Origin of the sequence: Pseudomonas putida, from assembly GCF_050990305.1 — a bacterium.
In the GTDB taxonomy this organism is placed as follows: Bacteria; Pseudomonadota; Gammaproteobacteria; order Pseudomonadales; family Pseudomonadaceae; genus Aquipseudomonas; species Aquipseudomonas putida_AH.
This window is the reverse complement of record NZ_CP158817.1, coordinates 3,346,244-3,369,003: the sequence shown is the minus strand read 5'-3', so window position 1 is coordinate 3,369,003 and position 22,760 is coordinate 3,346,244. Positions and strand designations below refer to the sequence as shown.

General features: G+C 60.1%; 19 protein-coding genes. 3 read left to right on the top strand and 16 right to left on the bottom strand.

Annotated features, from left to right (window positions below; translation table 11 throughout):
- Positions 1 to 64: 64 nt before the first annotated feature.
- Together ABTV22_RS15155 and ABTV22_RS15150 are read left to right on the top strand one after the other, a co-directional pair.
- On the top strand, positions 65 to 1,192 hold the full coding sequence (locus ABTV22_RS15155; RefSeq protein WP_433735326.1) for an acyl-CoA dehydrogenase: 1,128 nt from the start codon (positions 65 to 67) through the stop codon (positions 1,190 to 1,192).
- Positions 1,193 to 1,304: 112 nt separating this feature from the next.
- Complete coding sequence (locus ABTV22_RS15150; protein ID WP_433735325.1) at positions 1,305 to 2,078, top strand: enoyl-CoA hydratase; 774 nt, start codon at positions 1,305 to 1,307, stop codon at positions 2,076 to 2,078.
- A 178-nt stretch (positions 2,079 to 2,256) separates the two neighbouring features.
- Here the strand turns inward: ABTV22_RS15150 and ABTV22_RS15145 are convergent, their stop codons facing one another.
- The 13 genes from ABTV22_RS15145 to arnB all read right to left on the bottom strand — a co-directional run bounded on the left by ABTV22_RS15145 (position 2,257) and on the right by arnB (position 17,262).
- Positions 2,257 to 3,408 carry an acyl-CoA dehydrogenase family protein gene (locus tag ABTV22_RS15145; protein WP_433735324.1) on the bottom strand — a complete coding sequence of 384 codons (1,152 nt, stop codon included), beginning with the start codon at positions 3,406 to 3,408 and terminating at the stop codon, positions 2,257 to 2,259.
- 3 nt (positions 3,409 to 3,411) lie between these two features.
- Entirely contained in the window at positions 3,412 to 4,518 is a 1,107-nt protein-coding gene (locus ABTV22_RS15140; RefSeq protein WP_433735323.1) for an enoyl-CoA hydratase/isomerase family protein, read from the bottom strand.
- 245 nt (positions 4,519 to 4,763) lie between these two features.
- Positions 4,764 to 5,474, bottom strand: a complete 711-nt coding sequence (locus tag ABTV22_RS15135) for an HPP family protein (RefSeq protein ID WP_433735322.1) — start codon at positions 5,472 to 5,474, stop codon at positions 4,764 to 4,766.
- Positions 5,475 to 5,635: 161 nt separating this feature from the next.
- Positions 5,636 to 6,814, bottom strand: coding sequence for an MFS transporter (locus ABTV22_RS15130; protein ID WP_433735321.1), 1,179 nt, complete (start codon positions 6,812 to 6,814; stop codon positions 5,636 to 5,638).
- 58 nt (positions 6,815 to 6,872) lie between these two features.
- Positions 6,873 to 8,459: an ArnT family glycosyltransferase gene (locus ABTV22_RS15125; protein WP_433735320.1), complete on the bottom strand. Its 1,587-nt coding sequence runs from the start codon at positions 8,457 to 8,459 to the stop codon at positions 6,873 to 6,875.
- A gap of 5 nt (positions 8,460 to 8,464) precedes the next feature.
- A complete protein-coding gene (locus ABTV22_RS15120) occupies positions 8,465 to 9,844 on the bottom strand; it encodes a UDP-glucose dehydrogenase family protein (RefSeq protein ID WP_433735319.1) in 1,380 nt (459 codons plus the stop codon).
- On the bottom strand, positions 9,841 to 10,242 hold the full coding sequence (arnF, locus tag ABTV22_RS15115) for a 4-amino-4-deoxy-L-arabinose-phosphoundecaprenol flippase subunit ArnF (protein WP_433735318.1): 402 nt from the start codon (positions 10,240 to 10,242) through the stop codon (positions 9,841 to 9,843). The genes ABTV22_RS15120 and arnF overlap by 4 nt, the downstream gene beginning before the upstream one ends.
- On the bottom strand, positions 10,239 to 10,583 hold the full coding sequence (arnE, locus tag ABTV22_RS15110; RefSeq protein WP_433735317.1) for a 4-amino-4-deoxy-L-arabinose-phosphoundecaprenol flippase subunit ArnE: 345 nt from the start codon (positions 10,581 to 10,583) through the stop codon (positions 10,239 to 10,241). The genes arnF and arnE overlap by 4 nt, the downstream gene beginning before the upstream one ends.
- Positions 10,580 to 12,229 carry a lipid IV(A) 4-amino-4-deoxy-L-arabinosyltransferase gene (arnT, locus tag ABTV22_RS15105; RefSeq protein WP_433735316.1) on the bottom strand — a complete coding sequence of 550 codons (1,650 nt, stop codon included), beginning with the start codon at positions 12,227 to 12,229 and terminating at the stop codon, positions 10,580 to 10,582. Before arnT ends, arnE begins: the two co-directional genes overlap by 4 nt.
- A complete protein-coding gene (gene arnD, locus ABTV22_RS15100; RefSeq protein ID WP_433735315.1) occupies positions 12,226 to 13,110 on the bottom strand; it encodes a 4-deoxy-4-formamido-L-arabinose-phosphoundecaprenol deformylase in 885 nt (294 codons plus the stop codon). Before arnD ends, arnT begins: the two co-directional genes overlap by 4 nt.
- Entirely contained in the window at positions 13,110 to 15,101 is a 1,992-nt protein-coding gene (arnA, locus tag ABTV22_RS15095; protein WP_433735314.1) for a bifunctional UDP-4-amino-4-deoxy-L-arabinose formyltransferase/UDP-glucuronic acid oxidase ArnA, read from the bottom strand. Before arnA ends, arnD begins: the two co-directional genes overlap by 1 nt.
- Complete coding sequence (arnC, locus tag ABTV22_RS15090) at positions 15,098 to 16,117, bottom strand: undecaprenyl-phosphate 4-deoxy-4-formamido-L-arabinose transferase (RefSeq protein ID WP_433735313.1); 1,020 nt, start codon at positions 16,115 to 16,117, stop codon at positions 15,098 to 15,100. The genes arnA and arnC overlap by 4 nt, the downstream gene beginning before the upstream one ends.
- The gene (gene arnB, locus ABTV22_RS15085) at positions 16,114 to 17,262 is read right to left on the bottom strand and encodes a UDP-4-amino-4-deoxy-L-arabinose aminotransferase (protein WP_433735312.1); all 1,149 of its coding nucleotides are present in this window, start codon (positions 17,260 to 17,262) and stop codon (positions 16,114 to 16,116) included. Before arnB ends, arnC begins: the two co-directional genes overlap by 4 nt.
- A 384-nt stretch (positions 17,263 to 17,646) precedes the next feature.
- On the opposite strand from arnB, the gene ABTV22_RS15080 reads away from it, so the two are divergent.
- A complete protein-coding gene (locus ABTV22_RS15080) occupies positions 17,647 to 18,585 on the top strand; it encodes a site-specific integrase (protein WP_433735311.1) in 939 nt (312 codons plus the stop codon).
- Between the two features lie 380 nt (positions 18,586 to 18,965).
- Here ABTV22_RS15080 and ABTV22_RS15075 read toward each other — a convergent pair whose 3' ends face one another.
- Genes ABTV22_RS15075 through ABTV22_RS15065 form a run of 3 tightly spaced genes read right to left on the bottom strand, consistent with a single transcriptional unit; the run spans position 18,966 to position 22,648 of the window.
- A complete protein-coding gene (locus tag ABTV22_RS15075) occupies positions 18,966 to 20,036 on the bottom strand; it encodes an ABC transporter ATP-binding protein (RefSeq protein WP_433735310.1) in 1,071 nt (356 codons plus the stop codon).
- Entirely contained in the window at positions 20,033 to 21,631 is a 1,599-nt protein-coding gene (locus ABTV22_RS15070; protein WP_433735309.1) for an ABC transporter permease, read from the bottom strand. The genes ABTV22_RS15075 and ABTV22_RS15070 overlap by 4 nt, the downstream gene beginning before the upstream one ends.
- Positions 21,632 to 21,634: 3 nt before the next feature.
- Positions 21,635 to 22,648: an iron ABC transporter substrate-binding protein gene (locus tag ABTV22_RS15065; protein ID WP_433735308.1), complete on the bottom strand. Its 1,014-nt coding sequence runs from the start codon at positions 22,646 to 22,648 to the stop codon at positions 21,635 to 21,637.
- Between the last annotated feature and the right edge of the window lie 112 nt (positions 22,649 to 22,760).

Here is a 22,760-nt window from a genome sequence, read left to right as displayed (position 1 = left end):
AAAATCAAAAGATCGCAGCCTGCGGCAGCTCCTACAGGGGGCATTTGTATATTAAGGACTGGTCATGATCCCCAATGACGAACAACAACAGATCAGCGACGCCGCCCGGCAATTTGCCCAGGAACGGCTGAAGCCGTTCGCCGCCGAATGGGACCGTGAGCACCGCTTTCCCAAGGAAGCCATCGGCGAGATGGCCGAGTTAGGCTTCTTCGGCATGTTGGTGCCGGAGCAGTGGGGCGGTTGCGACACCGGTTATCTGGCTTACGCCATGGCCCTGGAAGAAATCGCCGCCGGCGACGGCGCCTGCTCGACCATCATGAGCGTGCACAACTCGGTCGGTTGCGTGCCGATCCTCAACTATGGCAACGACGACCAGAAGGAACGTTTCCTCAAGCCCCTGGCCAGCGGCGCGATGCTCGGTGCCTTTGCCCTGACTGAACCCCAGGCCGGTTCCGACGCCAGCGGCCTGAAAACCCGCGCGCGCCTCGAGGGCGATCACTACGTGCTCAACGGCTGCAAGCAGTTCATCACCTCGGGGCAGAACGCCGGGGTGGTGATTGTGTTCGCCGTCACTGATCCAAGCGCAGGAAAACGCGGCATCACCGCGCTGATCGTGCCAACCGACTCGCCCGGCTACAAGGTGGCCCGAGTTGAAGACAAACTTGGCCAGCATGCGTCCGACACGTGCCAGATCCTGTTCGAAGACGTGAAAGTCCCGGTGGCCAACCGTTTGGGCGAAGAGGGCGAAGGCTACAAGATCGCCCTGGCCAACCTTGAAGGTGGCCGTGTCGGAATCGCCTCGCAATCGGTGGGCATGGCCCGCGCCGCGTTCGAAGCGGCCCGCGATTACGCCCGCGAGCGTGAGAGTTTCGGCAAGCCTATCATCGAGCATCAAGCCGTCGCGTTCCGCCTGGCGGACATGGCGACCCAGATCGCGGTGGCCCGGCAAATGGTGCATTACGCCGCCGCCCTGCGTGACAGCGGTAAACCGGCGCTGGTTGAAGCCTCGATGGCCAAGCTGTTCGCTTCGGAAATGGCCGAGAAGGTCTGTTCCTCGGCCTTGCAAACGCTCGGTGGTTACGGTTATCTCAACGACTTCCCGTTGGAGCGGATCTACCGCGACGTGCGGGTGTGCCAGATCTACGAAGGCACCAGCGACATTCAGCGCATGGTCATTTCGCGCAATCTCTAATATGGAACCCCTGTAGGAGCTGCCGCAGGCTGCGATCTTTTGATTTTCAACGTCAAAAGATCGCAGCCTGCGGCAGCTCCTACAGGGATCGAATGCTGAGCAGGAGTTATTTATGAGCTACGAAACGATTTTGCTGGAAATCCACGATCGCGTGGGCCTGATCACCCTGAACCGTCCGCAGGCGCTGAACGCGTTGAACGCGCAGATCGTCAGCGAGGTGAACCACGCTCTCGATGGCCTGGAAAAAGACCCGAACATCGGTTGCATCGTGCTGACCGGCTCGAAAAAAGCCTTCGCCGCCGGCGCCGATATCAAGGAAATGGCCGAGCTGACCTATCCGCAGATCTACATCGACGACCTGTTCAGCGACAGCGATCGCGTGGCCAACCGCCGCAAGCCGATCATTGCCGCAGTCAACGGTTTCGCCTTGGGCGGCGGTTGTGAATTGGCGCTGATGTGCGACTTCATTCTGGCCGGCGATAACGCCAAATTCGGCCAACCGGAAATCAACCTCGGCGTGTTGCCCGGCATGGGCGGCACTCAGCGCCTGACCCGCGCCGTGGGCAAAGCCAAGGCCATGGAAATGTGCCTGAGCGGTCGCCTGATCGGTGCCGAGGAAGCGGAGCGTTGCGGGATCGTGGCGCGTATCGTGCCGAGCGATGAGTTGCTCGATGAAGCACTGAAAGTCGCGGCGCTGATTGCCAAGAAGTCCTTGCCGATTGCGATGATGGTCAAGGAAAGCGTCAACCGTGCTTTCGAAGTCAGCCTGTCCGAAGGTGTGCGCTTCGAGCGCCGAGTGTTCCATGCGGCATTTGCGACGCAGGATCAGAAGGAAGGGATGGCGGCGTTTATTGCCAAACGTGAGGCTGAATTCCAAGGGAAGTGATATAGCGTTTTTGCTGACGTCTTCGCGAGCAGGCTCGCTCCCACAAGGGATCTCATTAGCACCAGAGATCAACTGTGGGAGCGAGCCTGCTCGCGAAAAAAACCAGGGGCGCCGAGTAGATTCAGGCGCCCCGCGTTATCGTTAACCACCTTCGCGAGCGAGCTCGCTCCTACAGGGCTTACACCAGATAATTTTTCAGTTCCCGGGCAATCACCATCCGTTGAATCTCGCTCGACCCTTCATAAATCTGCGTGATCCGCGCATCCCGGTAGTAACGCTCCACCGGGTAATCCTCCAGATACCCATACCCACCATGAATCTGTATCGCTGACGAACAGACTTTCTCGGCCATTTCCGACGCAAACAGCTTGGCCTGCGACGCTTCCGACAGGCACGGCTTGCCGGCGCTGCGCAAACGCGCGGCATGCAGGATCATCAGCCGTGCGGCGTTGAGTTGCATGTGCATGTCTGCCAGCAGGTTGGCGATGCTCTGGTGTTCGATGATGGGCTTGTCGAACTGCACGCGATCACGGGCATAGGCCAAAGCCGCTTCAAACGCTGCACGGGCGATGCCCAAGGCCTGGGCGGCGATGCCGATGCGGCCGCCTTCGAGGTTGGACAGGGCGATGGCCAGGCCTTTGCCACGTTCACCCAGCAGGTTGTCTTCAGGGATGGTGCAGTTGCTCAAGGTGACCGCGCAGGTATCGGAGGCACGGATGCCCATCTTGTGTTCGCTGCGGTCTACGGTGAAGCCGGGGGTGCTGGTGGGCACCAGGAATGCCGAGATGCCGCGCTTGCCCAGGTCCGGATCGGTCACGGCAAACACGATCGCCAGTTTTGCCCGTTTGCCGTTGCTGACAAACTGCTTGGCGCCGTTGATTACCCATTGGCCATCGCGCAGTTCGGCGCGGGTGCGCAGGTTGTGCGCTTCGGAGCCAGCCTGGGGTTCGGTCAGGCAAAAACAGCCGATGGCCTGGCCGCTGGCAAGGTCCGCCAGCCAGGTCTGTTTCTGTTCTTCAGTGCCGTAGTTGAGCACCGGCCCGCAGCCCACAGAGTTGTGGATGCTCATCAGTGCGCCGGTGGCGCCGTCGCCAGCGGAGATTTCTTCCACGGCCAGGGCATAGGCCACGTAGTCGACGTAGGTGCCGCCCCATTCCTCGGGCACCACCATGCCTAGCAGGCCCAGTTCGCCCATCTTCGCCACCAGCGCATCGTCGATCCAGCCGGCCTTTTCCCAAGCCTGGGCGTGGGGTGCGATTTCGCCACGGGCAAAGTCCCGGGCCATGTCGCGGATCATGACTTGCTCTTCGCTCAATTCGATATCGTGCATGGCTCAGCTCTCGCTTTGATCAAACCCGTTGAAGAAACTCGCCACGTGTTCGGCGTCGAGCGCCTGCAGTGTGGGCGGGTTCCAGCGCGGGTTCTTGTCTTTGTCGATCAGCAAGGCGCGCACGCCTTCGATCAGGTCGCCACGCTCGAACCACTGGCGGTCCAGGTGCAGCTCAAGGGCGAAGCAGTGCTCAAGGCTCAGGTGCCGACCGCGTCGCAGCATTTCCAGGGTCACAGCCATGGCGAGCGGCGAGCGCGTTTGCAGCAGGTCAGCGGTGGACGTGGCCCACTCATGGCTGTCAGCGACCGTCACTTCGCGCAATTGCTCAACAATACTCGGCACATCCGGCAGGGCGAAGAAGTGGTCGATGGCCGGGCGTAGCGCTTTGAGGGGGGCATCGGGCAGTTGCTGCACCGCGTGTTTGGCCAGCAGGTTTTGCAGGTCCTTGAGCGGGTTGTCGTTCCACTCCAGTTGATCGAGTTTTTCGTCCAGGGTTGCCAGCTTGCTGCTGTCCAGATACCAGTCGGCCAGGCCGCAATACAGGGCGTCGGCGGCGCGGATCTGCACGCCACTGACGCCCAGGTAGATCCCCAGTTCACCGGGAATGCGCGGCAGGAAGTAACTGCCGCCAACGTCCGGAAAATAGCCGATGCCGACTTCCGGCATGGCCAGGCGGCTCTTTTCGGTGACCACCCGCAAGTCGGCGCCTTGCACCAAACCCATGCCGCCGCCCAGGACAAAGCCGTCCATCAAGGCCAGCACAGGTTTGCGGTAATGGTGAATGGCGAGGTCGAGGGCGTACTCCTCGACGAAGAAATCTTCGTGCAGCGTGTCGCCGCTTTTGAAGCTGTCGTGCAGCGAGCGAATGTCGCCGCCGGCACAGAAGGCTTTTTCCCCGGCACCGCGCAGCACGACGGCATGCACATTGGCGTCGACCGCCCAGGCATCGAGCTGGCGTTGCAGGTTGCGCACCATGTCCAGGGTCAGGGCATTGAGGCCGGCGGGGCGGTTGAGGGTCAGGTGACCGATGTGGTTGCGAACCTCGGCCAGCACTTCATTTTGCGTGGCATCCATGGACGTGGTCCCCGGTGAAGAAACCTGAGCAGTCATCACTAACTCCCTGCTTTTATTGTTCTTTATAGAAAAGCTCGCGCGCGAGCGTTGCAGGATCGTAACAGTGCAAATTTGTGATGTACAACGGGGATATGTGCAGGGTCTGTCTGCATTTTTGCAATCGAACTGGCTTTTGCTTTTTGCTTTTGTAGGAGCACGGCTTGCCTGCGATGGCGTACCTTAGATCGCCTTCGCGGGCAAGCCGTGCTCCTACAAGGGCAAAAGCAGAGCAATGCGAGAAGTCAGGCGCTGGTACGGCTCAGGACCTCACCAATACTGCGACGCTTGGCATGCAACTCACTGGTGTGAATCAACTGCTCCAGGTCTTCAGGGGTGACATCGATAAAGGCTTCCATGTCGGCCAGGGCCAGTTTCAGGTCCTCGGCGGTGATCGCCTGACTGTCGATAGGCGAGTGATCGGCAGGCACCATGGGCACTGGCTCGCTGGGGCGCTTGGGGTAACGAATGCGGGTCAGGTTGTTGTAGGCCAAGGCGCTGAGCAGCATGACAAAGGCGCTGAGCATCAAAGGTCCCAGGGCCATCCAGTCCATGTTGATCGTTGCAGGGTCCGCCAGCACCATCGTCGCCGCGACCGCGCCGGCCGGGGGATGCAGGCAACGCAGCCAGCACATCAGGATCACCGCCATACCCGCCGCCAGGCAGGCGCTGCCCAGCGTACGGCCCAGCACATGGGCCACCAGCAGGGCTATCACCCCGGCACACAGGTAACCGCCGACAATCGACCAGGGTTGCGCCAGTGCACCGGAAGACACCGCAAACAGCAACACCGCGGACGCGCCAAGTGGACCGATCAGATGCTGAGCCACTTCGATGCCGAACACCAGACTGCATAACCAGACACTGAGCAGGGTTCCGAAGGCCATGCCGATGGCGGCGCGACTCCATTCGGTGGGGCGGGTGTTGATGGCGGCGGGCAACCAGCGAGCGAGCATGATGTGAACCGTATCCTTGACAAAAACTTGAGGAAAAAAAAAGGCTTGCCGGGGATACCCAGAAAGCCCTTGAAGTTGTTCCAACAATTGGGGGAGGAACGGCGACAGTTTGCCGATCCTTTCTGGTGCTGACAAATTCATATTAATGAAGCTTCAGTTCATTAATTCTGAGGTAAAGCTGCGCGTCGACCACTCATGAAACACAGGGTGCCGCCCACTGCAGCAAGTGCGCTCAAGGCATAGAACATCGTCGGTGCCGCTGTGTGCATCAACAGGAAGCCACAGATCACCGGGCTCAGGGCGCCACCCAATGCCGCCAGATTCTGCGCCCCGTAGTAACTGCCGCGCAGTTCTTCCGGGGCCAGGGTGTCGATGAAGAGGAACTCAGCCGGATAAATGATCATCTCCCCGAGGGTGAAAATGAACATTGCCACGCACCAACTGAGCACGCTGTTGGCCAGGCTGAAGCCGATCATTCCGAGGATGAACAGGCCGGTGCCTGCGGCGATCCAGTAGCGCAAATGTTCGCGCTTGAGAAAACGCCCGACCTGGTACTGCAGCAGGATCACACTGATTGCGTTGCAGGCGAGCAGGGCGGCCATGACCTTCAGCGTGTTCTGGTCGTCGCTGGTGACCAGCAGGTATTGCGACAGGTAAAAGGTGAAGCGGCCGTGCACCACGGTAATGAGCAGGCAGCCGAGGGTAAAAATGATCAGGGTGCGGTCGTTTTTCAGCGTCATCAATGTTTTCAGGAAGCTTTGGGCCTGACCCACTGCCGGCGTCAGCGCGGGCTCCCTGGTGATGCCTGTCATCAAAAAAATGCTGAAGAACGCAATGGCGCCGGCAATCAGGAACGGCGCGACCGGATAGACGCCGGCAATCACTACGCCGAGCATCGGCCCGACGGCATAGCCGATGTTGGTCAGGGTGTAGGTCAGCGAAAACGCCTTGGCGCGTTGGCCCACCGGCAGGTTTTCGCTGAGGATCGCTTTGGAGCCGATAAGAAACAGCGCCGAGGCGGTTTCGGTCACCACCAGGATAGTGGTGGTCAGGTAGAGGTTCTTGGCAAAGGTCAGCAACACCAGTCCGATTGCACTGGACAGCATTGTCAGGATCAGCAGGCGGCGCTTTTCGAAGCGGTCGATGATGTAGCCGCCATAGAGCGCGAGCAGGGTAGCGATAAACAGTGCGATGCCCAGCAGCAAGCCTATGTCCTGTTGATCGAGGCCAAGCTTGTTACTTAGAAACAATGTGAGCATGGGGCTGGTGATGGCGCGGCTGACGACGATCGTCAGCGAGCAGATCAGCAATCTTCGAATAACGAGCGAGTAAGTGGCCACGGCGGGGAAATGTCCTTATTCAGAAAGCGATCAGTGACCGCTGCTTCAGGACAGTAGCTTACGGTTTCAGGTGCAACAGCACGAACTCGTTTTTATCGAACTGGCCGCTCAATACTGGCTGCAATGCGCCCAAGGGCGAACCTTGCAGGGTTTTGTAGTCGTTCATGTCCATCAGCAACCAAGCAGGCGGGGCCAGGGTTTGCAGTGCCTGGGGCGACTCGGTGAAAACCGGTTGCAGGTCTTGCTCGATATTGACCATGAACTTGATGGCCTTGGCGTCTTTGCCCATCCGGTGCAGTACCAGCGGGGCAGGGTCTTGTTGCACCAGAGCGAACACCGACTGGCTGAACGTGCGGGTGTCATAGAGCTGTCGTTCGAGTGGCTCAAACATCAGGATGTAGAATGACCAGATTGCCAATACCGCGTTGATGGCCAGCGTCTGTACTCGCCATTGCGGGCGAAAAAAGATGGCCAGGGAGGCGGCCTGCAACAGTCCGAGCAGGGTCATCAACGCAGTGACATGCGTCACTTCATCGGTAAAGTGTTGCCGTACAACCAGTACAACGGCCATCAACGCGGCGGGTATCAACAGCCACACCCCTTGCATCAAGGCACGCAGCCACGCAAACCACCGACCCTGAGCCACCGCAAACGGGTAGGCGGCGATGATCGCCGCCATGGGCAACATCGGTAGCAGGTAACGGGCCTTTTTCGCTTCGGGGATCGACAGCCCGAGCATCACGATCAGCCCGGCTGCCGCGCAATACTGCACCAGGCGCAGCGACGGCAGTGCCTGGCGTGAAGGGCTCAGCCAGACTGCGAGCAGCGCCAGTAGCGCCAAGGGGTAGGCCAGGGCGTAGTTGCCCATGGCACTGGTGAAGTAGAACAGCGCACCGCTGGCGCCTTCGCTGCCATCCATGCGTCCCATGAACTGCATGCGAATCACGTCCTGCATGAATGGCGCGCCGCCGCTGGCTTTGGCCAGCCACAGCAAAACGCCAACGCACACGACCAGCAGCATCGACGCCGCGAGGCCGAATCCAATCAGGCGTTTCCAGTCACGATTGAGCAACAAGTAACTGCACAGCATGCCGGTGGGGATCACCAGTCCGATCGGCCCGCGAATGCCGAAGCCCAGCACCAGCAAGGCAAAGATCAACGGCCACCGGCGTTTCGCCGCGAAATGATCGCTGGCATAACCCAGGTAGAACACCGCAAACGCCACCGCTGCGAGCATCAAGTCCTGGGACACGCCACGGGTTTCGGAGATGAAGGTGTTGGTCAGCAACATCAGGGCGACGCTGATCAGTGCCCAGCGCGTGGAGAAGGGCGCCAGCACTCGATACATCAAGGTGACAATAACGGCTCCGGCGATGGCGCTCGGCAGCCAGGCACTGAGGCTGTTGACCTGACCGAACGGCAAGGACAGCAACCAGATAAATACCGTCGTCAGCGACGAGTAGTCAGCATAGGGCTGACCGTAAGTGGTGGGAAAAAACGAAGGCCCGTGCCGCAGCATTTCCTGGGCGAACAGCACGAAGCGTGAATCGAAGTTGATAGGGGCCTGTTGATAGGCCCCGGCGATGAACAGCAGTATCGCCAACAGTCCCACGATGAGGGACTGTCGGCGAATACTCGGGGACATGAAGGTTAAGCGACCACGGACGCGGCGGGCCATTGTTGATGGGGAATCGGCAACTTGCGCGACTCGCCACGACCCATCGGGAAGTACATGAAACCGGCGCGAGCCAGGCGGTCGGCATCGTAGAGGTTACGGCCGTCGAAGATCACCGGTGCATTGAGTCGCTGGCGGATCAAGTCGAAATCCGGCGCCTTGAACTGCTGCCATTCGGTGCAGACGATCAGGGCGTCGGCACCGTTCAACACCGATTCCGGCGTGCCCATGAGCATCAGTTTGGTTTCATCGGGGTACAGCTTCTGGGTTTCCTGCATGGCTTCCGGGTCGAACGCGCGCACATTGGCGCCAGCGGCCCAGAGCGACTCCAGCAGGACCCGGCTCGGCGCATCGCGCATGTCGTCGGTGTTGGGTTTGAACGCCAGGCCCCACAGGGCAAAGGTCTTGCCGTTCAAGTCGCCCTTGTAAAATGCGTTGATGCGTTCGAACAGTTTCTGTTTCTGCCGCTGGTTGATCGCTTCAACCGCTTTGAGCAGGTCGTTGGAGCAATGAGCCTCTTCGGCGCTGTGGATCAGGGCGCGCATGTCTTTGGGGAAGCACGAGCCACCATAGCCGCAACCGGGGTAGATGAAGTGATAACCGATGCGCGAGTCGGCGCCGATGCCCAGGCGTACCGATTCGATGTCGGCACCTAGGTGCTCGGCCAATTCGGCCATCTGGTTGATGAAGCTGATCTTGGTCGCCAGCATGCAGTTGGCGGCATACTTGGTCAGTTCGGCGCTGCGCAGATCCATGAACATGACGCGGTCATGGTTGCGGTTGAACGGCGCGTAGAGATCACGCATTACGTCGCGTACCTCATCGCGTTCGCAGCCAATGATAATGCGGTCCGGACGTCGGCAATCGGCGACGGCCGAGCCTTCCTTGAGAAATTCGGGGTTCGAGACGATATCGAACTGCAACACGCGCCCGGCTTTGGTCAGGGACTTGTCGATGTGTTCGCGCAACGTATCACCGGTGCCTACCGGTACGGTGGATTTTTCAACCAGGATCACCGGCTGTTCGCGGTGCCGCGCCACGGCGTCACCTACCGACAGCACGTAACGCAGATCGGCCGAACCGTCTTCTCGTGAGGGCGTGCCGACCGCGATGAACAACACCTGGCCGTGTTGCACGGCAAGCTTTTCGTCGCTGGTGAACTGCAACCGTTTGCCGTCCAGGCCTTCACGCACCAAGGCGGCCAGTCCTGGCTCGAAAATACTGACGTGGCCCTGTTGCAGCAGCTCGACTTTTTTCTGGTCGATGTCCATGCACACCACGTCATGGCCGACTTCAGCCAGGACGGCGGCCTGGACCAGACCAACATAACCACTACCAAATACACTAATTTTCATGGGGTACTCCTGGGTTCAACTGCGTGAACCGGTCGAGAGTTAATGGTGATGACGCCGAGGATGACCAGAGCCACTCCAAGGCTTTTCGACAAACTGAAATCTTCGTGAAACAGCGGCAGGCTGGCAGCCGCCAGGTACACCAGTGCGTAACTGATGCTCAGCAACGAGTAGGCGCGACCGAGGGGCAGATCGCGCAGGGCCATGAGCCAGCAGAGCATCGACAGGGCATAGGCGAGGATCGCACCCAGCACCACGGCCAGTGGGCCGAGTGGGATGTCGGCACCCAGCCAGTGCTCGGGCGACGGCAGACGGCTCATGCTCCAGCGCATGCCCAATTGGGCAGCGCTGACCAGCAGCACACTGCCCAACGCGAAGGTAATGCCATGACGGGCGTTCATGCGTGTTGCCCCAGCAAGGCCACGCCACCGATCACCAGGGCAACGCCCAGCCAGTGACGCTGGTCGATGTGTTCGCGGAATACGAAGCGGGCAACCAGAGTAATCAGCACAAAATTGAGGCTCAGCATCGGGTAGGCGATGCTCACTTCCAGGCGTTGCAACACCAGCAACCACACCAGCAGGCCGAGTCCCAAGGCCGCCAGCGCGAGCCATAGCCAAGGGGAACGCAATTTCTCGCCCCAGCCGCAGACCCGGCCGCGCCAGCTTTCCACCGCGTATTTCTGGGCGATCTGGCCCAGGCAGGTGAACAGGCAGGCGGTCAGCAACAGAAGCAGGCTCATGGCGCCGCCTGCGGAATGATCAGAATTACCATGTTGCCTTGTTCATAGCGCTTGCCTTCCTTGGGCAGCTGTTCAAGTTCGCGCAGCTCTTCGTCGCCCTTGACCCGCATCACTACACCCACCGACCCTAGCTGGCGGGCGTCTTGCATCCACTGCTGGATCTGTTTTGGATCGACGCGCTGATGTAACGAGTCCGGATAGGCAAGGCCATATTTCAACTCGCCAATCGTATTGTAGAACGCCACCTCCGGACGTTGCATACGCCAGGCCAGGGCCGATGCAGCGCCGAGGTCGTTGCTGAGCAACCGGTTAGTCTGGCCAAGTTCCGAGGCGTGTTCGAGGATGAATTGATCGGGTGTTTTGTTAGCAACGACCGAGTTGGGCAACCCGGCCGGTACCAGACCGATCAGCAGCAGGCTGCCGAACGCCGGAGCGGCCCAGCATTGCAGTGGTCGGAAGGCTTGCAGCAGGTTGGCCATGATCCAGCCCGTCAGGCCGATGAACACCAGCACCAAGTTGTGCAGCTCATGGTCGTACAGCGGCTTTTTCAGTTGCAGGTAGACCAGGGCCAGCAAGATGATCAAGCCCAGCGACAGGTTCAGCAGGCCATTGACGCGCAGTGTGCGACCTTGTTCCGTTTTCAAACGATCGGTCAGGGCATGCCCCAGCAGCAGGGCCAAGGGCAACAGGCACGGCAGGATGTAACTGGGCAATTTGCCTTTGCTGATGCTGAAAAACAGCAGCGGCATCAACAACCACAACAGCAGGAACGCGATGTTGCCCTGACGACGGGTTTGCCAGGCCTGTTTCAGCGCCGGTGGCAGTAATGCAACCCATGGCAGGCTGAACCCAACCAACAACGGCAGGTAATACCACCAGGGTGCGTCATGTTGCGCATCGTCGCCGGCGAAGCGGCGGATGTGTTCGTGCCAGAAGAAGAAACGCCAGTAGTCGGGTTCCTGGACATGCACCGCCAAGACCCATGGCAGGCTGACGGCGATGGCCACGACGATCGCCAGAGGACCGTAAATCAGTAACTCACGCCAGCGTTTTTGCCAAAGCACCCAGGGCAGGGCAATCAGCACTGGCAGCAGCCAGGCGAGAAAGCCCTTGGTCATGAACCCCATGCCACAGGCCAGGCCCAACACAGCCCAGCCGATCAGGCGCTGTCTACGGTCGACGCTGTCCAGCGCAAACCACAGGGCCACCAGGCTCAGGTTGACCCAGAAGGTGAATTGCGGATCGAGGTTGGCATAACCGGCCGCACCGGCGATCACGGTGAGGCTCATGTACAGCAACGCACAGGCGAAACTCTTGAGCGGGTCGTTCCACATGCGCCGGGCAACGAAGTAGCACAGCAAGACGCTCAAACCGGTACTCAGCGCCGAGGCGAAACGCACGCCGAACAGGTTCTGCCCGAACAGTGCCTGACCGAGGGCAATCATCCAGTAACCGGCAGCCGGTTTTTCGAAATAGCGCACCTCCATGAAGTGTGGCGATACCCAGTTGCCACTCAGGAGCATCTCCTGGCTGATCTGGGCATAGCGGGTTTCGTCGGGAATCCACAGGCCATGGGTGCCCAATGGCAGCAGGTATGCCAGCGCCATGATCGCGAGCAATAAGGGCAATGCCCAGCGTCTGCTCATGCGCCTTGCACTCCCAGCCAGCCTTCACGGCCGTCCAGAGCGCCACGTATCACGCGACCGCCAGGCAGGCTGTCGAGCACCTCGGGCAGCAGATCACCCAAGGGTTTAAAAGCAATGTCTCGCTGGCGTGCATCAGCCAGCAGTTGACGAAAATCGTTGGCCATCAGAATCCCTTCTACTTCGGCATGAATCGTGTAGACGTTAAGTTTTTCGGGGGCGAATCGGTCGAGGATGAAGGCGTTGAAATCCTTGGCGGCAACGTTCGGGCCGACCACTTCATCAAACGTCGGCAGGTCCACCGGTATTTGCGGCACACCGGGTCGGCCATCGGCCAGGATCGGCCGGAACAGGCTGTGCCCCCGGCAATCGCTGTTGTAACGAAAGCCGAAGGCTTGCTTGGCCTCAATGACACGCTCGTCCGCACGCCAGCCGGCAACGGCCGAGCACGTGACGTGCTCGCCCAGAATGTCGTGCAGCGTGTCGACGCCTTGACGGATCTGCTCGATCAGTTGCGCTTGACTCCAGCGACCGGCATTGGCCTGCCAGCCATGGTGATCCCAGGCATGCAGGCCGACTTCGTGCCCGGCGGCCCGGGCCCGGCGCATCAGATGCCCCAGGTCCTGGCCAATGGGTTTGCCAGGCCAGGCGGTGCCGGCCAGCAAAATGTCCCAGCCATAAAGGCCGGCAGCGTTGGAACGGAGCATTTTCCAGAGAAATTGCGGGCGGATCAGGCGCCACAAATGCCGGCCCATGTTGTCTGGGCCGACACTGAAGAAAAACGTTGCCTTGACCTGAGCTTCATCCAGCAGATCCAACAGACGGGGCACCCCCTCACGGGTGCCTCGATAAGTGTCGACATCGATACGAAGGCCTGCCTGCATTAGCGCTTATCCGCTATTTCGAGCATCGCTTCACGCAAGAAGAAGTCCAGGGTATTGCCGATGGTCTCGCGCATTTCCACGGTCGGCTCCCAGCCCAACAAGCGTTTGGCATTGGCGATGCTTGGCTTGCGGTGGGAGACATCCTGATAGCCGCCGCCATAGAACGCCTTGCTTTCCACGTCGCGGAAACCGGCGAACGGTGGGAAGTTGGAACGCAGTGGATGCGCTTCGAACTGACGCAACAGCTCCTCGCCCAACTGGCGGATGCTGGCCTCGTTGTCCGGGTTGCCGATGTTGATGATCTGGCCGTTGCAGATGTCGTTGTCGTTATCGATGATCCGCGCCAGGGCTTCGACGCCGTCGGCAATGTCGGTGAAGCAGCGTTTTTGCTCGCCGCCATCGAACAGGCGGATCGGCGTGCCTTCCACCAGATTGAGAATCAGTTGGGTAATGGCGCGGGAACTGCCGATGCGTGCCGAATCCAGTCGGTCCAGGCGAGGTCCCATCCAGTTGAACGGGCGGAACAGGGTGAAGTTAAGGCCTTTCTGGCCGTAGGCCCAGATCACGCGGTCGAGCAATTGTTTGGACGTCGAGTAGATCCAGCGCTGCTTGTTGATCGGGCCAACGATCAGGTTGGAGTTGTCTTCATCGAAATTGTTGTCTTGGCACATGCCATAGACTTCCGAAGTCGACGGGAAGATCACCCGCTTGTTGTACTTGACGCAGTAGCGCACCAGTTTCAGGTTTTCTTCAAAGTCCAGCTCGAACACCCGCAGCGGATTGCGCGTGTACTCGATCGGCGTGGCGATCGCCACCAGCGGCAGGACCACGTCGCACTTCTTGATGTGGTATTCAATCCATTCGGAGTGGATGCTGATGTCGCCTTCGACAAAGTGGAAGTTGGGGTGGCTGCGCAGGCGATCGATGGCGTCCGAGCCGATGTCCAGGCCATAGACTTCATAGCGGTCATCGCGCAACAGGCGTTCGGACAAGTGATTGCCGATGAAGCCGTTGACGCCGAGGATCAGTACGCGGGTACGACGCGGGGCGCGACCGGATTCAGCACCGCGCAGCAAGGAACCGTCCACCAACCCCAGTTCATTGGCCAGTTGTGGGCCGCTCAGATACAAGCCGTTATCGTTGCGCTGACCGGCGTTGATCACCAACGAGTCTTCGCCGCAGGCGATGCGCAGCGGATCGACGCTGATCACACGGCCCGGTGCCTGGCCTTCGTTGCCCTTGACGACTTCGGCGCTCCAGACGATCAGCTTGTGTTCGCCCACCGCGCAGAATGCGCCCGGATACGGCTGGGTCACGGCGCGGACCAGGTTGAACAGTTTTTCCGCCGGCTGGCCCCAGACCAGCTTGCCGTCGGCCGGCGTGCGTCGACCAAACACCGTGGCTTTGGATTCGTCCTGTGGGGTTTCGCTGATTTTGCCTTGTGCCAGCGCAGGCAAGGTGTCCTGCAGCAGGTCAGCGGCGGCTGCCCGCAGTTTGCCGTGCAGTGTCAGCGCGGTGTCACTGCGCTCGATCGCTACGCGCTGCTGGGCCACGATGGCGCCGGCGTCGGCGCGCTTGACCATACGGTGCAGGGTCACGCCGGTCTCGGTTTCGCCGTTGACCAATACCCAGTTCGCCGGAGCGCGACCCCGGTAGCGGGGCAGCAGGGAACCGTGCAGGTTGAACGCGCCTTTGCTGGCGGTCGCCAGCAGCGGTTCGCTCAGCAGATTGCGGTAGTAGAAGGAGAAGATGAAGTCAGGTTGCAGCTTGGCAATGCGCTCGACCCACAGTGGATGGTTGGCATCTTCCGGAGCGTGCACGGCAATGCCATGTCGTGCACACAGCTGCGCTACGGACCCGTAGAACGCGTTCTCTTTTGGATCATCAGCATGGGTAAAGACGGCCGCGATTTCGTAGCCGGCCTTGAGCAGGGATTCGATACCGGCACAGCCGATGTCGTGATAGGCGAAGACAACTGCTTTTGAACTCATGAGTGAACCTGATCTGAAGAGGTGGAAACAAGGCCATCGACGGTGGCCACGGAAGCAGGGGAGGCGGGCTGGCTGCGCAGCACTTTTTCGACAAAGAAACGTGGGCGGGCGCGGACATCGCTGTACATGCGTCCCAGGTATTCGCCCAACAGGCCCATGCCGATAAATTGCCCGCCGGTGAACACGAACAGCACCGCGAACAACACGAACGTACCGTCACCGGCCCAACTGGCGCCGAACACCAGGCGCAGGAGGATCAGCGCGGTGGCAAACAGCACGCCGAGGGCCGCCATGCTGAAGCCGACGATGCTCAGCAATCGCAGCGGCGTGGTGGTCATGCAGGTGACCAGGTCGAACATCAGGTTGACCAGGCGCATGGGGCTGTATTTGGACTCGCCGTGTTCGCGTTCGGCGTGGGTCACGAGGATTTCCGTGGTGTGTCGGGCGAAGCTGTTGGCCAGGATCGGGATGAAGGTGCTGCGCTCCCGGCAGGCGAGCATCGCGTCGACGATGGTGCGGCGATAGGCGCGCAACATGCAGCCGTAGTCAGTCATGGCCACACCTGTGGAGCGCTGCACGGCGAGGTTGATCAGTTTCGACGGCCAGCGGCGCAGGGCAGAGTCCTGACGGTTGTTGCGCACGGTGGCAACCACGTCGTAGCCAAGCTCAGCTTGCGCAACCAGTCGTGGAATTTCCTCGGGCGGGTTTTGCAGGTCGGCGTCGAGGGTGATGACCACGTCGCCCTTGGACTGCTCGAAACCGGCCATGATCGCGGCGTGTTGGCCGTAGTTGCGGTTGAGAATGACCGCCACCACCGGGCTGTCCGGGCGGGACGCGGCTTGTTCCAGAAGGTGGGCAGAGTCATCGCGGCTGCCGTCGTCGACCAGCACGATCTCGTAGGGATGGTGCAATTGCTGGCAGGCCGCCTCTGTGCGGCGCAGCAGTTCCGGCAGGCTGGCTTGTTCGTTGTAGACCGGTATCACGATCGATACGAAGTTAATCGGGTAAGGTCTCACGGGCGTTTGTCCAGGCAGTTTTCAATGGCGCCGACGACGCGTTCGACGTCATCGGTGGTCATGTCGGGGAACAACGGAATCGAACACAGTCGCGCCGAGTTCCATTCCGTGTTGGGCAGGTGAACGTCGGGGAAGCGTTGGCGATAGTAAGTGTGCAGGTGCGTGGCGATGAAGTGAATCCCAGTGCCGATATTCTGCTCCTGCAGGGCTTTCATGAGGGCTTCACGGTCCAGACCGCAGCGTTCGGGGTCGATACGCAGGATGAACAGGTGCCAGGCGTGCTGTTGGGCGTAGCTCGGAACGGCCAGGGGCTGAACAGGCAAACCTTCCAGCCGTTGCAGGTAAGTGTTTGCCAATTGCGTGCGTTTGGCGTTGATTTCGTCCAGTCGCTCCAATTGCACCAGGGCGATAGCGGCATTGATATCCGCCAGGTTGTACTTGAAGCCGGGCTCTATCACCTGGGCTTGGGGTTTGCGCCCATGGGTCATGCGGTCGTAGGCGTCGACGCCCAGGCCGTGGAACTTGAGCATGCGCACCCGAGAGGCCAGGGCCTCGTCGTCGGTGACGAACATCGCGCCTTCGGCGCAGGTCATGTTCTTGATGGCGTGGAACGAGAAAATCGCCGTGCCCTGGCTGCCGACGTGGCGACCCTTGTAACGGGTGCCGGCGGCGTGGGCAGCGTCTTCGATCACCGCGATGCCATGTTTGTCGGCCAGTGCGTACAGCGGATCGAGATCGAACGCCGCACCGGCGTAATGCACCGGAATGATTGCCTTGGTACGCGGAGTGATCGCCGCTTCGATACTCGCCACGTCGCTCATCAGCGTGTCGCGGTCTACATCGACGAAAACCGGTGTGGCCCCCAGCAGGCAAATCATGTTGCCGGTGGATACCCAGGTCTGTGAAGGGGTGATGACTTCATCGCCGGGACCGATACCGAGTGCCAACAGGGTGATGTGCATACCGCCCGTCGCCGAAGACAGTGCGACGGCATGGCGGCATCCGATATAGTTCGCGAAGTGTTCTTCCAGTGCCTGGTTTTTCGGGCCGGTAGTAATCCAGCCCGAGCGCAGAACTTGCTCGACCGCGGCAATTTCTTCATCGCCGATACTCGGGCGGGAGAAGGGGAGAAACGCCTGACTCATGCACACCTCAATGCTCAAAGGAAAGTAGCCCCAGAGGCTGAAATAATGGATCCAATATCATTGTAGACCACGAATGTGAAGCCGTTTCAACGAGTTAGTCGGAAGAGTCGAGGGACAGCCTGGATTGACTTTTTCTGTCATGGACGGCAGGTTGAGAATACATCAAGGCGCGTCGTAACCCTATGAGGTTAGGCCGAATTTTGTGAAAGAAACATCAAAAAACAGTAAGTGAATCGTTTATCTGAAGGCCATTAAGCGGCTGTTCAGACTTCTTCCGTTTATCGTCGCTCATCACGGAAGTGTCCTGCGGAAGTACCGCCATATATCTACCACCTTTTATCTCTTAGTTGTCTACCGAATTGTTTTTACTTAAGGCTGTTTCGTTTGATTGACTTACCCATTGCTGATTCACCCACTTCAAGCACCAACCCACTAACGGTGTACCTGGCACGCTTGGCGCCATCGAGCCAACTGACCATGCGCTACGTGCTGCAGGATGCCGCCGACCGCCTGGGCTTCGAAGACTTGAACATCGAAGAAATTCCCTGGCATGAGTTACAACCCGAGGATGTGATTGCGTTGGTGGCCACCTTACGCGCCGACGGTTATGCCCCCAACACCTCGTCGCTGTACGTCAACGCGGTACGCGGTGTGATGAACGAAGCCTGGCGCATGAGCCTGATCAGCCAGGAGCACTTGCTAAAGATGCGCTCGGTCAAGGGCATTGCCGGCACCCGACTGTCCCAGGGGCGCAATCTTCGCCGCACGTTGATTCAGGAACTGATGGAGGTCTGTGCCGCCGATCCACGGCCCCAGGGCCTGCGTGATGCCGCGATTATCGGGATCCTGTACGGCTCGGGGATGCGCAAGTCGGAATCGGTGAACCTGGACCTGAATCAGGTCGATTTCACCGAGCGCAGTTTGCTGGTCACGGCCAAGGGCAACAAACAATTGATCAAGTACGCCCCGGCCTGGGCCTTTGCCAAACTCGATGCCTGGCTGGAGTTGCGCCGCTCACAGCTCAAGGAAGGCGAGGTGGACGATACCTTTCTGTTCAACCGCATTCGCCGTGGCAGTCACATCACCCGTGAGCGCATCACCAAGCACGCGATCTATTACATCGCCCGGCAGCGCGGCGCACAGGTGGGGGTGAAAATCATGCCCCATGACTTCCGTCGTTCGTTCATCACTCGGGTGATCGAGGAGCATGACCTGTCGATTGCGCAGAAACTGGCCCACCACAGCAACATCCAGACCACCGCCAACTACGATGTGCGCGATGACAACGAGCGCAGGCGGGCGGTGGATCGTTTCGATCTTTGATCTTGACTCTTGCAGGCGCGATGCTTGCTCGCGAAAAGCACCATGACACCGCGGGCATTCTGGTAACCGGCGTTATCGTTGCTCTCCATCGCGAGCAAGCATCGCTCCTACAATTTGAAATACGTTCCCCTGTGTAGGAGCAGAGCTTGCTCGCGATGGTCGTTAACGATGACGCGCCCTGACTGAAGGATCGCGTTATCCATGCGCTCTTCGCGAGCATGCTCGCTCCTACAATTTGAAATGCGTTCCCCTGTAGGAGCAGAGCTTGCTCGCGAAGAACGTTTGAGCAATACGGTCATTCAGACAGCCCGCGTTATCGTTGACGTCCATCGCGAGCATGCTCGCTCCTACAGGGTTTTGCGTACGAGGCAATGTTTAAGTTATGCCTCTCCCAGCACGTGGGCATGGCCGATGGTGGATACGTGAACCGCGCTGCCGGCTGGTGGCGCGTACATGCCCGAGCTGCGCACCAGCAAAGATCGGCCCGACTGCTCGCCGGAGGCCGAAGACTGCAATTCCACCGTCAGGGTGCAGGTGTTGCCACTGAAGTCCCGCTCGGTGACCACGGCGCGGCAGCCCAAGACTTCTGCCGTGTGGGGCAGGACACTGGCCAGTTGCAATTGCTCAGGGCGCAACATGATCTGGGCGGCGCTGTTGTTGCGGTGATTATTAACCGGGATTCGGCCCAGGTCACAGTGGGCCCAGCCCGCTTCGATGCGGGCGGGCATGACCACGGCGTCGCCCAGAAACAGTGCGGTCTGGACATCGTCAGGGTAGCGGTAAAGGTCAAGCGGATGGCCTGACTGCACCAGACGCCCCTGGCGCATCACCGCCAGTTGATCGGCGAAGGACAACGCCTCGCTCTGGTCATGAGTCACCAGGATGGTGGTCACCCCGGTTTCAGCCAGCAAGCGCGCCACCAGCTTGCGCATATTGGCGCGCAGGCCGGTATCGAGCGCCGAAAACGGCTCGTCCAGCAACATCAATCGCGGCTGCTGGGCGAGGGCGCGGGCCAGGGCCACACGCTGCTGTTGGCCGCCGGACAATTCGTGAGGCCAGCGCTCGGCCATGCGGGCATCCAGAGCCACGCTGTCCATCAGCTCCGCCACGCGCTCCTGCTTTTCGCTGCCCTTGGTCGCCAGGCCAAAGCCGATGTTGGCTGCCACGGTCATGTGCGGGAACAGCGCGCCGTCTTGAGGTACATAGCCGATTAGACGTTGATGCGCCGGCACCTCGTGAGTGCTGTCGACCAGAGTCTGGCCGTTGAGCGACAGGCGTCCGGAATCGGGGAATTCGAAACCGGCGATCATCCGCAGCAGGGTGGTCTTGCCTGATCCGGACGGGCCGACAATCACGGTGCGGCTGCCGGTGGGTACCGACAGGCTGACGTTTTCCAGGGCTTTTTGCGTGCCGTAGGTTTTGGAGAGTGAATGCAGTTCTAGAGCGTTCATCGGCCAGCCGTTTTTTTGGATTGGTGATAAAGGATTCCGGTCAGCGGAAGCGACAGCACAATCATCATCAGGGCGTAGGGTGCCGCAGCGGCGTAATCGATTTCGCTGGTCAGGGCCCAAAAACCGGTGGCCAGCGTGCGTGTGCCGTTAGGGGCAAGCAACAGGGTCGCGGTCAGTTCGTTGGTGATCGCCAGGAACACCAGCGCGGCGCCTGCCGCAGCCCCCGGCGCCGCCAAGCGCAGGGTGATCAGCCACAGGGCTCGTGCGGGAGAACGACCTAAACTGCGCGCCATGTTTTCCAGTTCCACCGGAGCCTGGGCGATACCGGCACGCAGGCTCACCAGCGCGCGAGGCAGGAACATCAACAGATACGCCAGCAGCACGGTGATTGTGGTCTGGTAGATCGGCCGGGCGAAATGGATGGTCGCGGTGACCAACGCCAGGGCGACAACGATTCCCGGCAAGGAACTGGTGATGTAGTTGCAGCTTTCCAGCATCCGTTGCAGTCGGCCCGGTGAGCGAATCGACAGCCAGGCAATCGGAATGGCGGCGCAGGTGGTCAGCACCGCGCCCGCCACGCCGAACAGCAGGGTTTGCTCCAGTGCCGGCAACAGCTCGGATAAATCCCAGACCTCAAGGCCGCCGGCAATCAGCCATTTGCCCAGGGTGATCAAAGGCACACCCAACGCCAAGGCACAGGTGGCCATCTGCAAGGCCAGGGCGAGCAGTGTTATCGGTCGGTTAAGGCTGACCACGCGCTGCTCACGGGCGCTGCCTGAGCCGACGCGGGCATAGCGTGCATGGCCACGGGCGGCGGATTCGGCGGTCAGCATCACCAGGCAGAACAGCGCCAACACGCCGGCCAGCAGATTGGCAGCAGGCCCGTTGAAGGTGGATTTGAACTGATCGAAGATGGCCGTGGTGAACGTGTCGAAGCGGATCATCGCGTACAGGCCGTACTCAGCCAGCAAATGCAGGCCCACCAGCAAGGCGCCGCCGCAGATGGCCAGGCGCAATTGCGGCAGCACCACCCGGAAAAACACTGCCCAGGGCTTGAGCCCCATGGACTCGGCGACATCTTCGATGGCCGGGTCGAGTCGACGTAAGGTCGCGGCAACCGGCAGGTACAGGAACGGGAAGTAGGCGATGACCGAGACGAGGACCCCGGCGAACAGCCCGTGAATCGGCGGTACCAGGCTGACCCAGGCATAACTGTGCACGAAAGCCGGCACCGCCAGCGGCGCGGTCGCCAGCAACGACCAGCCACGCCGTCCGGGCAGATTGGTGCGTTCGGTGAGCCATGCCAGAGTGACGCCCAGAACAATGCACAACGGCACGGTAATGATTGCCAGCATCAGGGTGTTGACCACCAGTTCACCGACCCGTGGCCGGAAAAGCAGCGGTACTACCTTGCTCCAGCCCGTATCGAGGTAAACGCCGATGACAAAAGCGATGGGCAACAGCGCCAGTAATGAAACCAGCACCGACAGGCTGGTCACCCACGCGCCGCCACGGCTCGCGAACCGGCCGCGAGATCGTCGACGCAGGTTGGCGGGTGTCGCATCCGCGACAGCCGCCGGTAGGGATTCAGGCATCAATTAGAGCAGTCCCGCCTGAGTCATCAGCTCCACGGCTTTTTTGCTGTCGAGTTTCGAAGCATCGACGGTCGGCGCATCGAGCTGCTGCAAAGGCACCAGTTTGGGGTTGGATTGGGCGTCTTTGCCCACGGCATATTCAAACGATTTGCCGTCCCTGAGCACCGCCTGGCCTTCCTTGCCGGTGATCCATTTCAGGAACGCCTGGGCTTGTTCCTGATGTTTGCTGGAGGCCAGAACGCCGCCACCGGAAATGCTGACAAACGCACCTGGATCCTTGTGCTTGAAGTAATACAACTTGGTGTTTTTGCTGTTCTCGCCGGTCTTGGACTGATCGACCAGGCTGTAATAGTGATAGATCACGCCACCTTCGATCTGCCCGGCGTTCACCGCCTTGAGCACCGAACTATTACCGCGGTAGGGGCTGAAGTTGGTTTTCATTGCCTTGAGCCAGTCCAGGGTCGCAGCTTCGCCTTTCTGTTCGAGCATCGCGGCCACGATGGCCTGGAAGTCGGCCCCGCCTGGCGAGGCGGCCCAGCGACCTTTCCAGGACGGGTCGGCGAGGTCCATGATCGATTTGGGCAGTTGCGATTCAGTCAACTTGCTGGGGTTGTAGACGAATACCGTCGAACGTGCGGCGATCCCCACCCATTTGCCGTGGGCCGGGCGGTAGGCGGAATCGACTTGTGCCAGGGTGGCCTTGTCGACCGGTGCGAACAGACCGGCGTTATCGACCAGGACCATGGAAGGCGAGTTTTCGGTCAGGAACACATCCGCCGGCGAGGCGGCGCCTTCCTGCACGAGCTGGTTGCCCATCTCGGTGTCATCGCCATTACGCAAAGTGACCGGAATACCGGTTTCCTGAGTGAAGCCTTCAACCCAGGCCTTGGTCAGGCCTTCGTGTTGCGCGTTATACACCACGATGCCGACGCCATCGGCTGCATAAACATGACCGGCACTCAAAAGAGCGGTGGCCAGCAGGGCTTTTTTCAGGAAAGACGGGACTCGGACAATCATGCTGTGGCAGCTCCAGTTTTTTTTAATTGAGCAGGCAGATTCGACGCAGATGAGTGTAGAACAATAGGAATCATTTGCATGTTTAAGGCGGGCGAATGTAGAGCGCGAAATG

What these genes read in the sequence shown, in the direction of transcription:
- ABTV22_RS15070 (WP_433735309.1), bottom strand. Translation starts at nt 21,631, where the DNA reads ATGCCTGAATCCCTACCGGCGGCTGTCGCGGATGCGACACCCGCCAAC.
- arnF (WP_433735318.1), bottom strand. Translation starts at nt 10,242, where the DNA reads ATGAACGCCCGTCATGGCATTACCTTCGCGTTGGGCAGTGTGCTGCTG.
- ABTV22_RS15075 (WP_433735310.1), bottom strand. Translation starts at nt 20,036, where the DNA reads ATGAACGCTCTAGAACTGCATTCACTCTCCAAAACCTACGGCACGCAA.
- ABTV22_RS15145 (WP_433735324.1), bottom strand. Translation starts at nt 3,408, where the DNA reads ATGCACGATATCGAATTGAGCGAAGAGCAAGTCATGATCCGCGACATG.
- arnA (WP_433735314.1), bottom strand. Translation starts at nt 15,101, where the DNA reads ATGAGTTCAAAAGCAGTTGTCTTCGCCTATCACGACATCGGCTGTGCC.
- arnE (WP_433735317.1), bottom strand. Translation starts at nt 10,583, where the DNA reads ATGAGCCTGCTTCTGTTGCTGACCGCCTGCCTGTTCACCTGCCTGGGC.
- ABTV22_RS15065 (WP_433735308.1), bottom strand. Translation starts at nt 22,648, where the DNA reads ATGATTGTCCGAGTCCCGTCTTTCCTGAAAAAAGCCCTGCTGGCCACC.
- ABTV22_RS15150 (WP_433735325.1), top strand. Translation starts at nt 1,305, where the DNA reads ATGAGCTACGAAACGATTTTGCTGGAAATCCACGATCGCGTGGGCCTG.
- arnT (WP_433735316.1), bottom strand. Translation starts at nt 12,229, where the DNA reads ATGAGCAGACGCTGGGCATTGCCCTTATTGCTCGCGATCATGGCGCTG.
- ABTV22_RS15140 (WP_433735323.1), bottom strand. Translation starts at nt 4,518, where the DNA reads ATGACTGCTCAGGTTTCTTCACCGGGGACCACGTCCATGGATGCCACG.
- arnD (WP_433735315.1), bottom strand. Translation starts at nt 13,110, where the DNA reads ATGCAGGCAGGCCTTCGTATCGATGTCGACACTTATCGAGGCACCCGT.
- ABTV22_RS15120 (WP_433735319.1), bottom strand. Translation starts at nt 9,844, where the DNA reads ATGAAAATTAGTGTATTTGGTAGTGGTTATGTTGGTCTGGTCCAGGCC.
- ABTV22_RS15135 (WP_433735322.1), bottom strand. Translation starts at nt 5,474, where the DNA reads ATGCTCGCTCGCTGGTTGCCCGCCGCCATCAACACCCGCCCCACCGAA.
- arnB (WP_433735312.1), bottom strand. Translation starts at nt 17,262, where the DNA reads ATGAGTCAGGCGTTTCTCCCCTTCTCCCGCCCGAGTATCGGCGATGAA.
- ABTV22_RS15125 (WP_433735320.1), bottom strand. Translation starts at nt 8,459, where the DNA reads ATGTCCCCGAGTATTCGCCGACAGTCCCTCATCGTGGGACTGTTGGCG.
- ABTV22_RS15155 (WP_433735326.1), top strand. Translation starts at nt 65, where the DNA reads ATGATCCCCAATGACGAACAACAACAGATCAGCGACGCCGCCCGGCAA.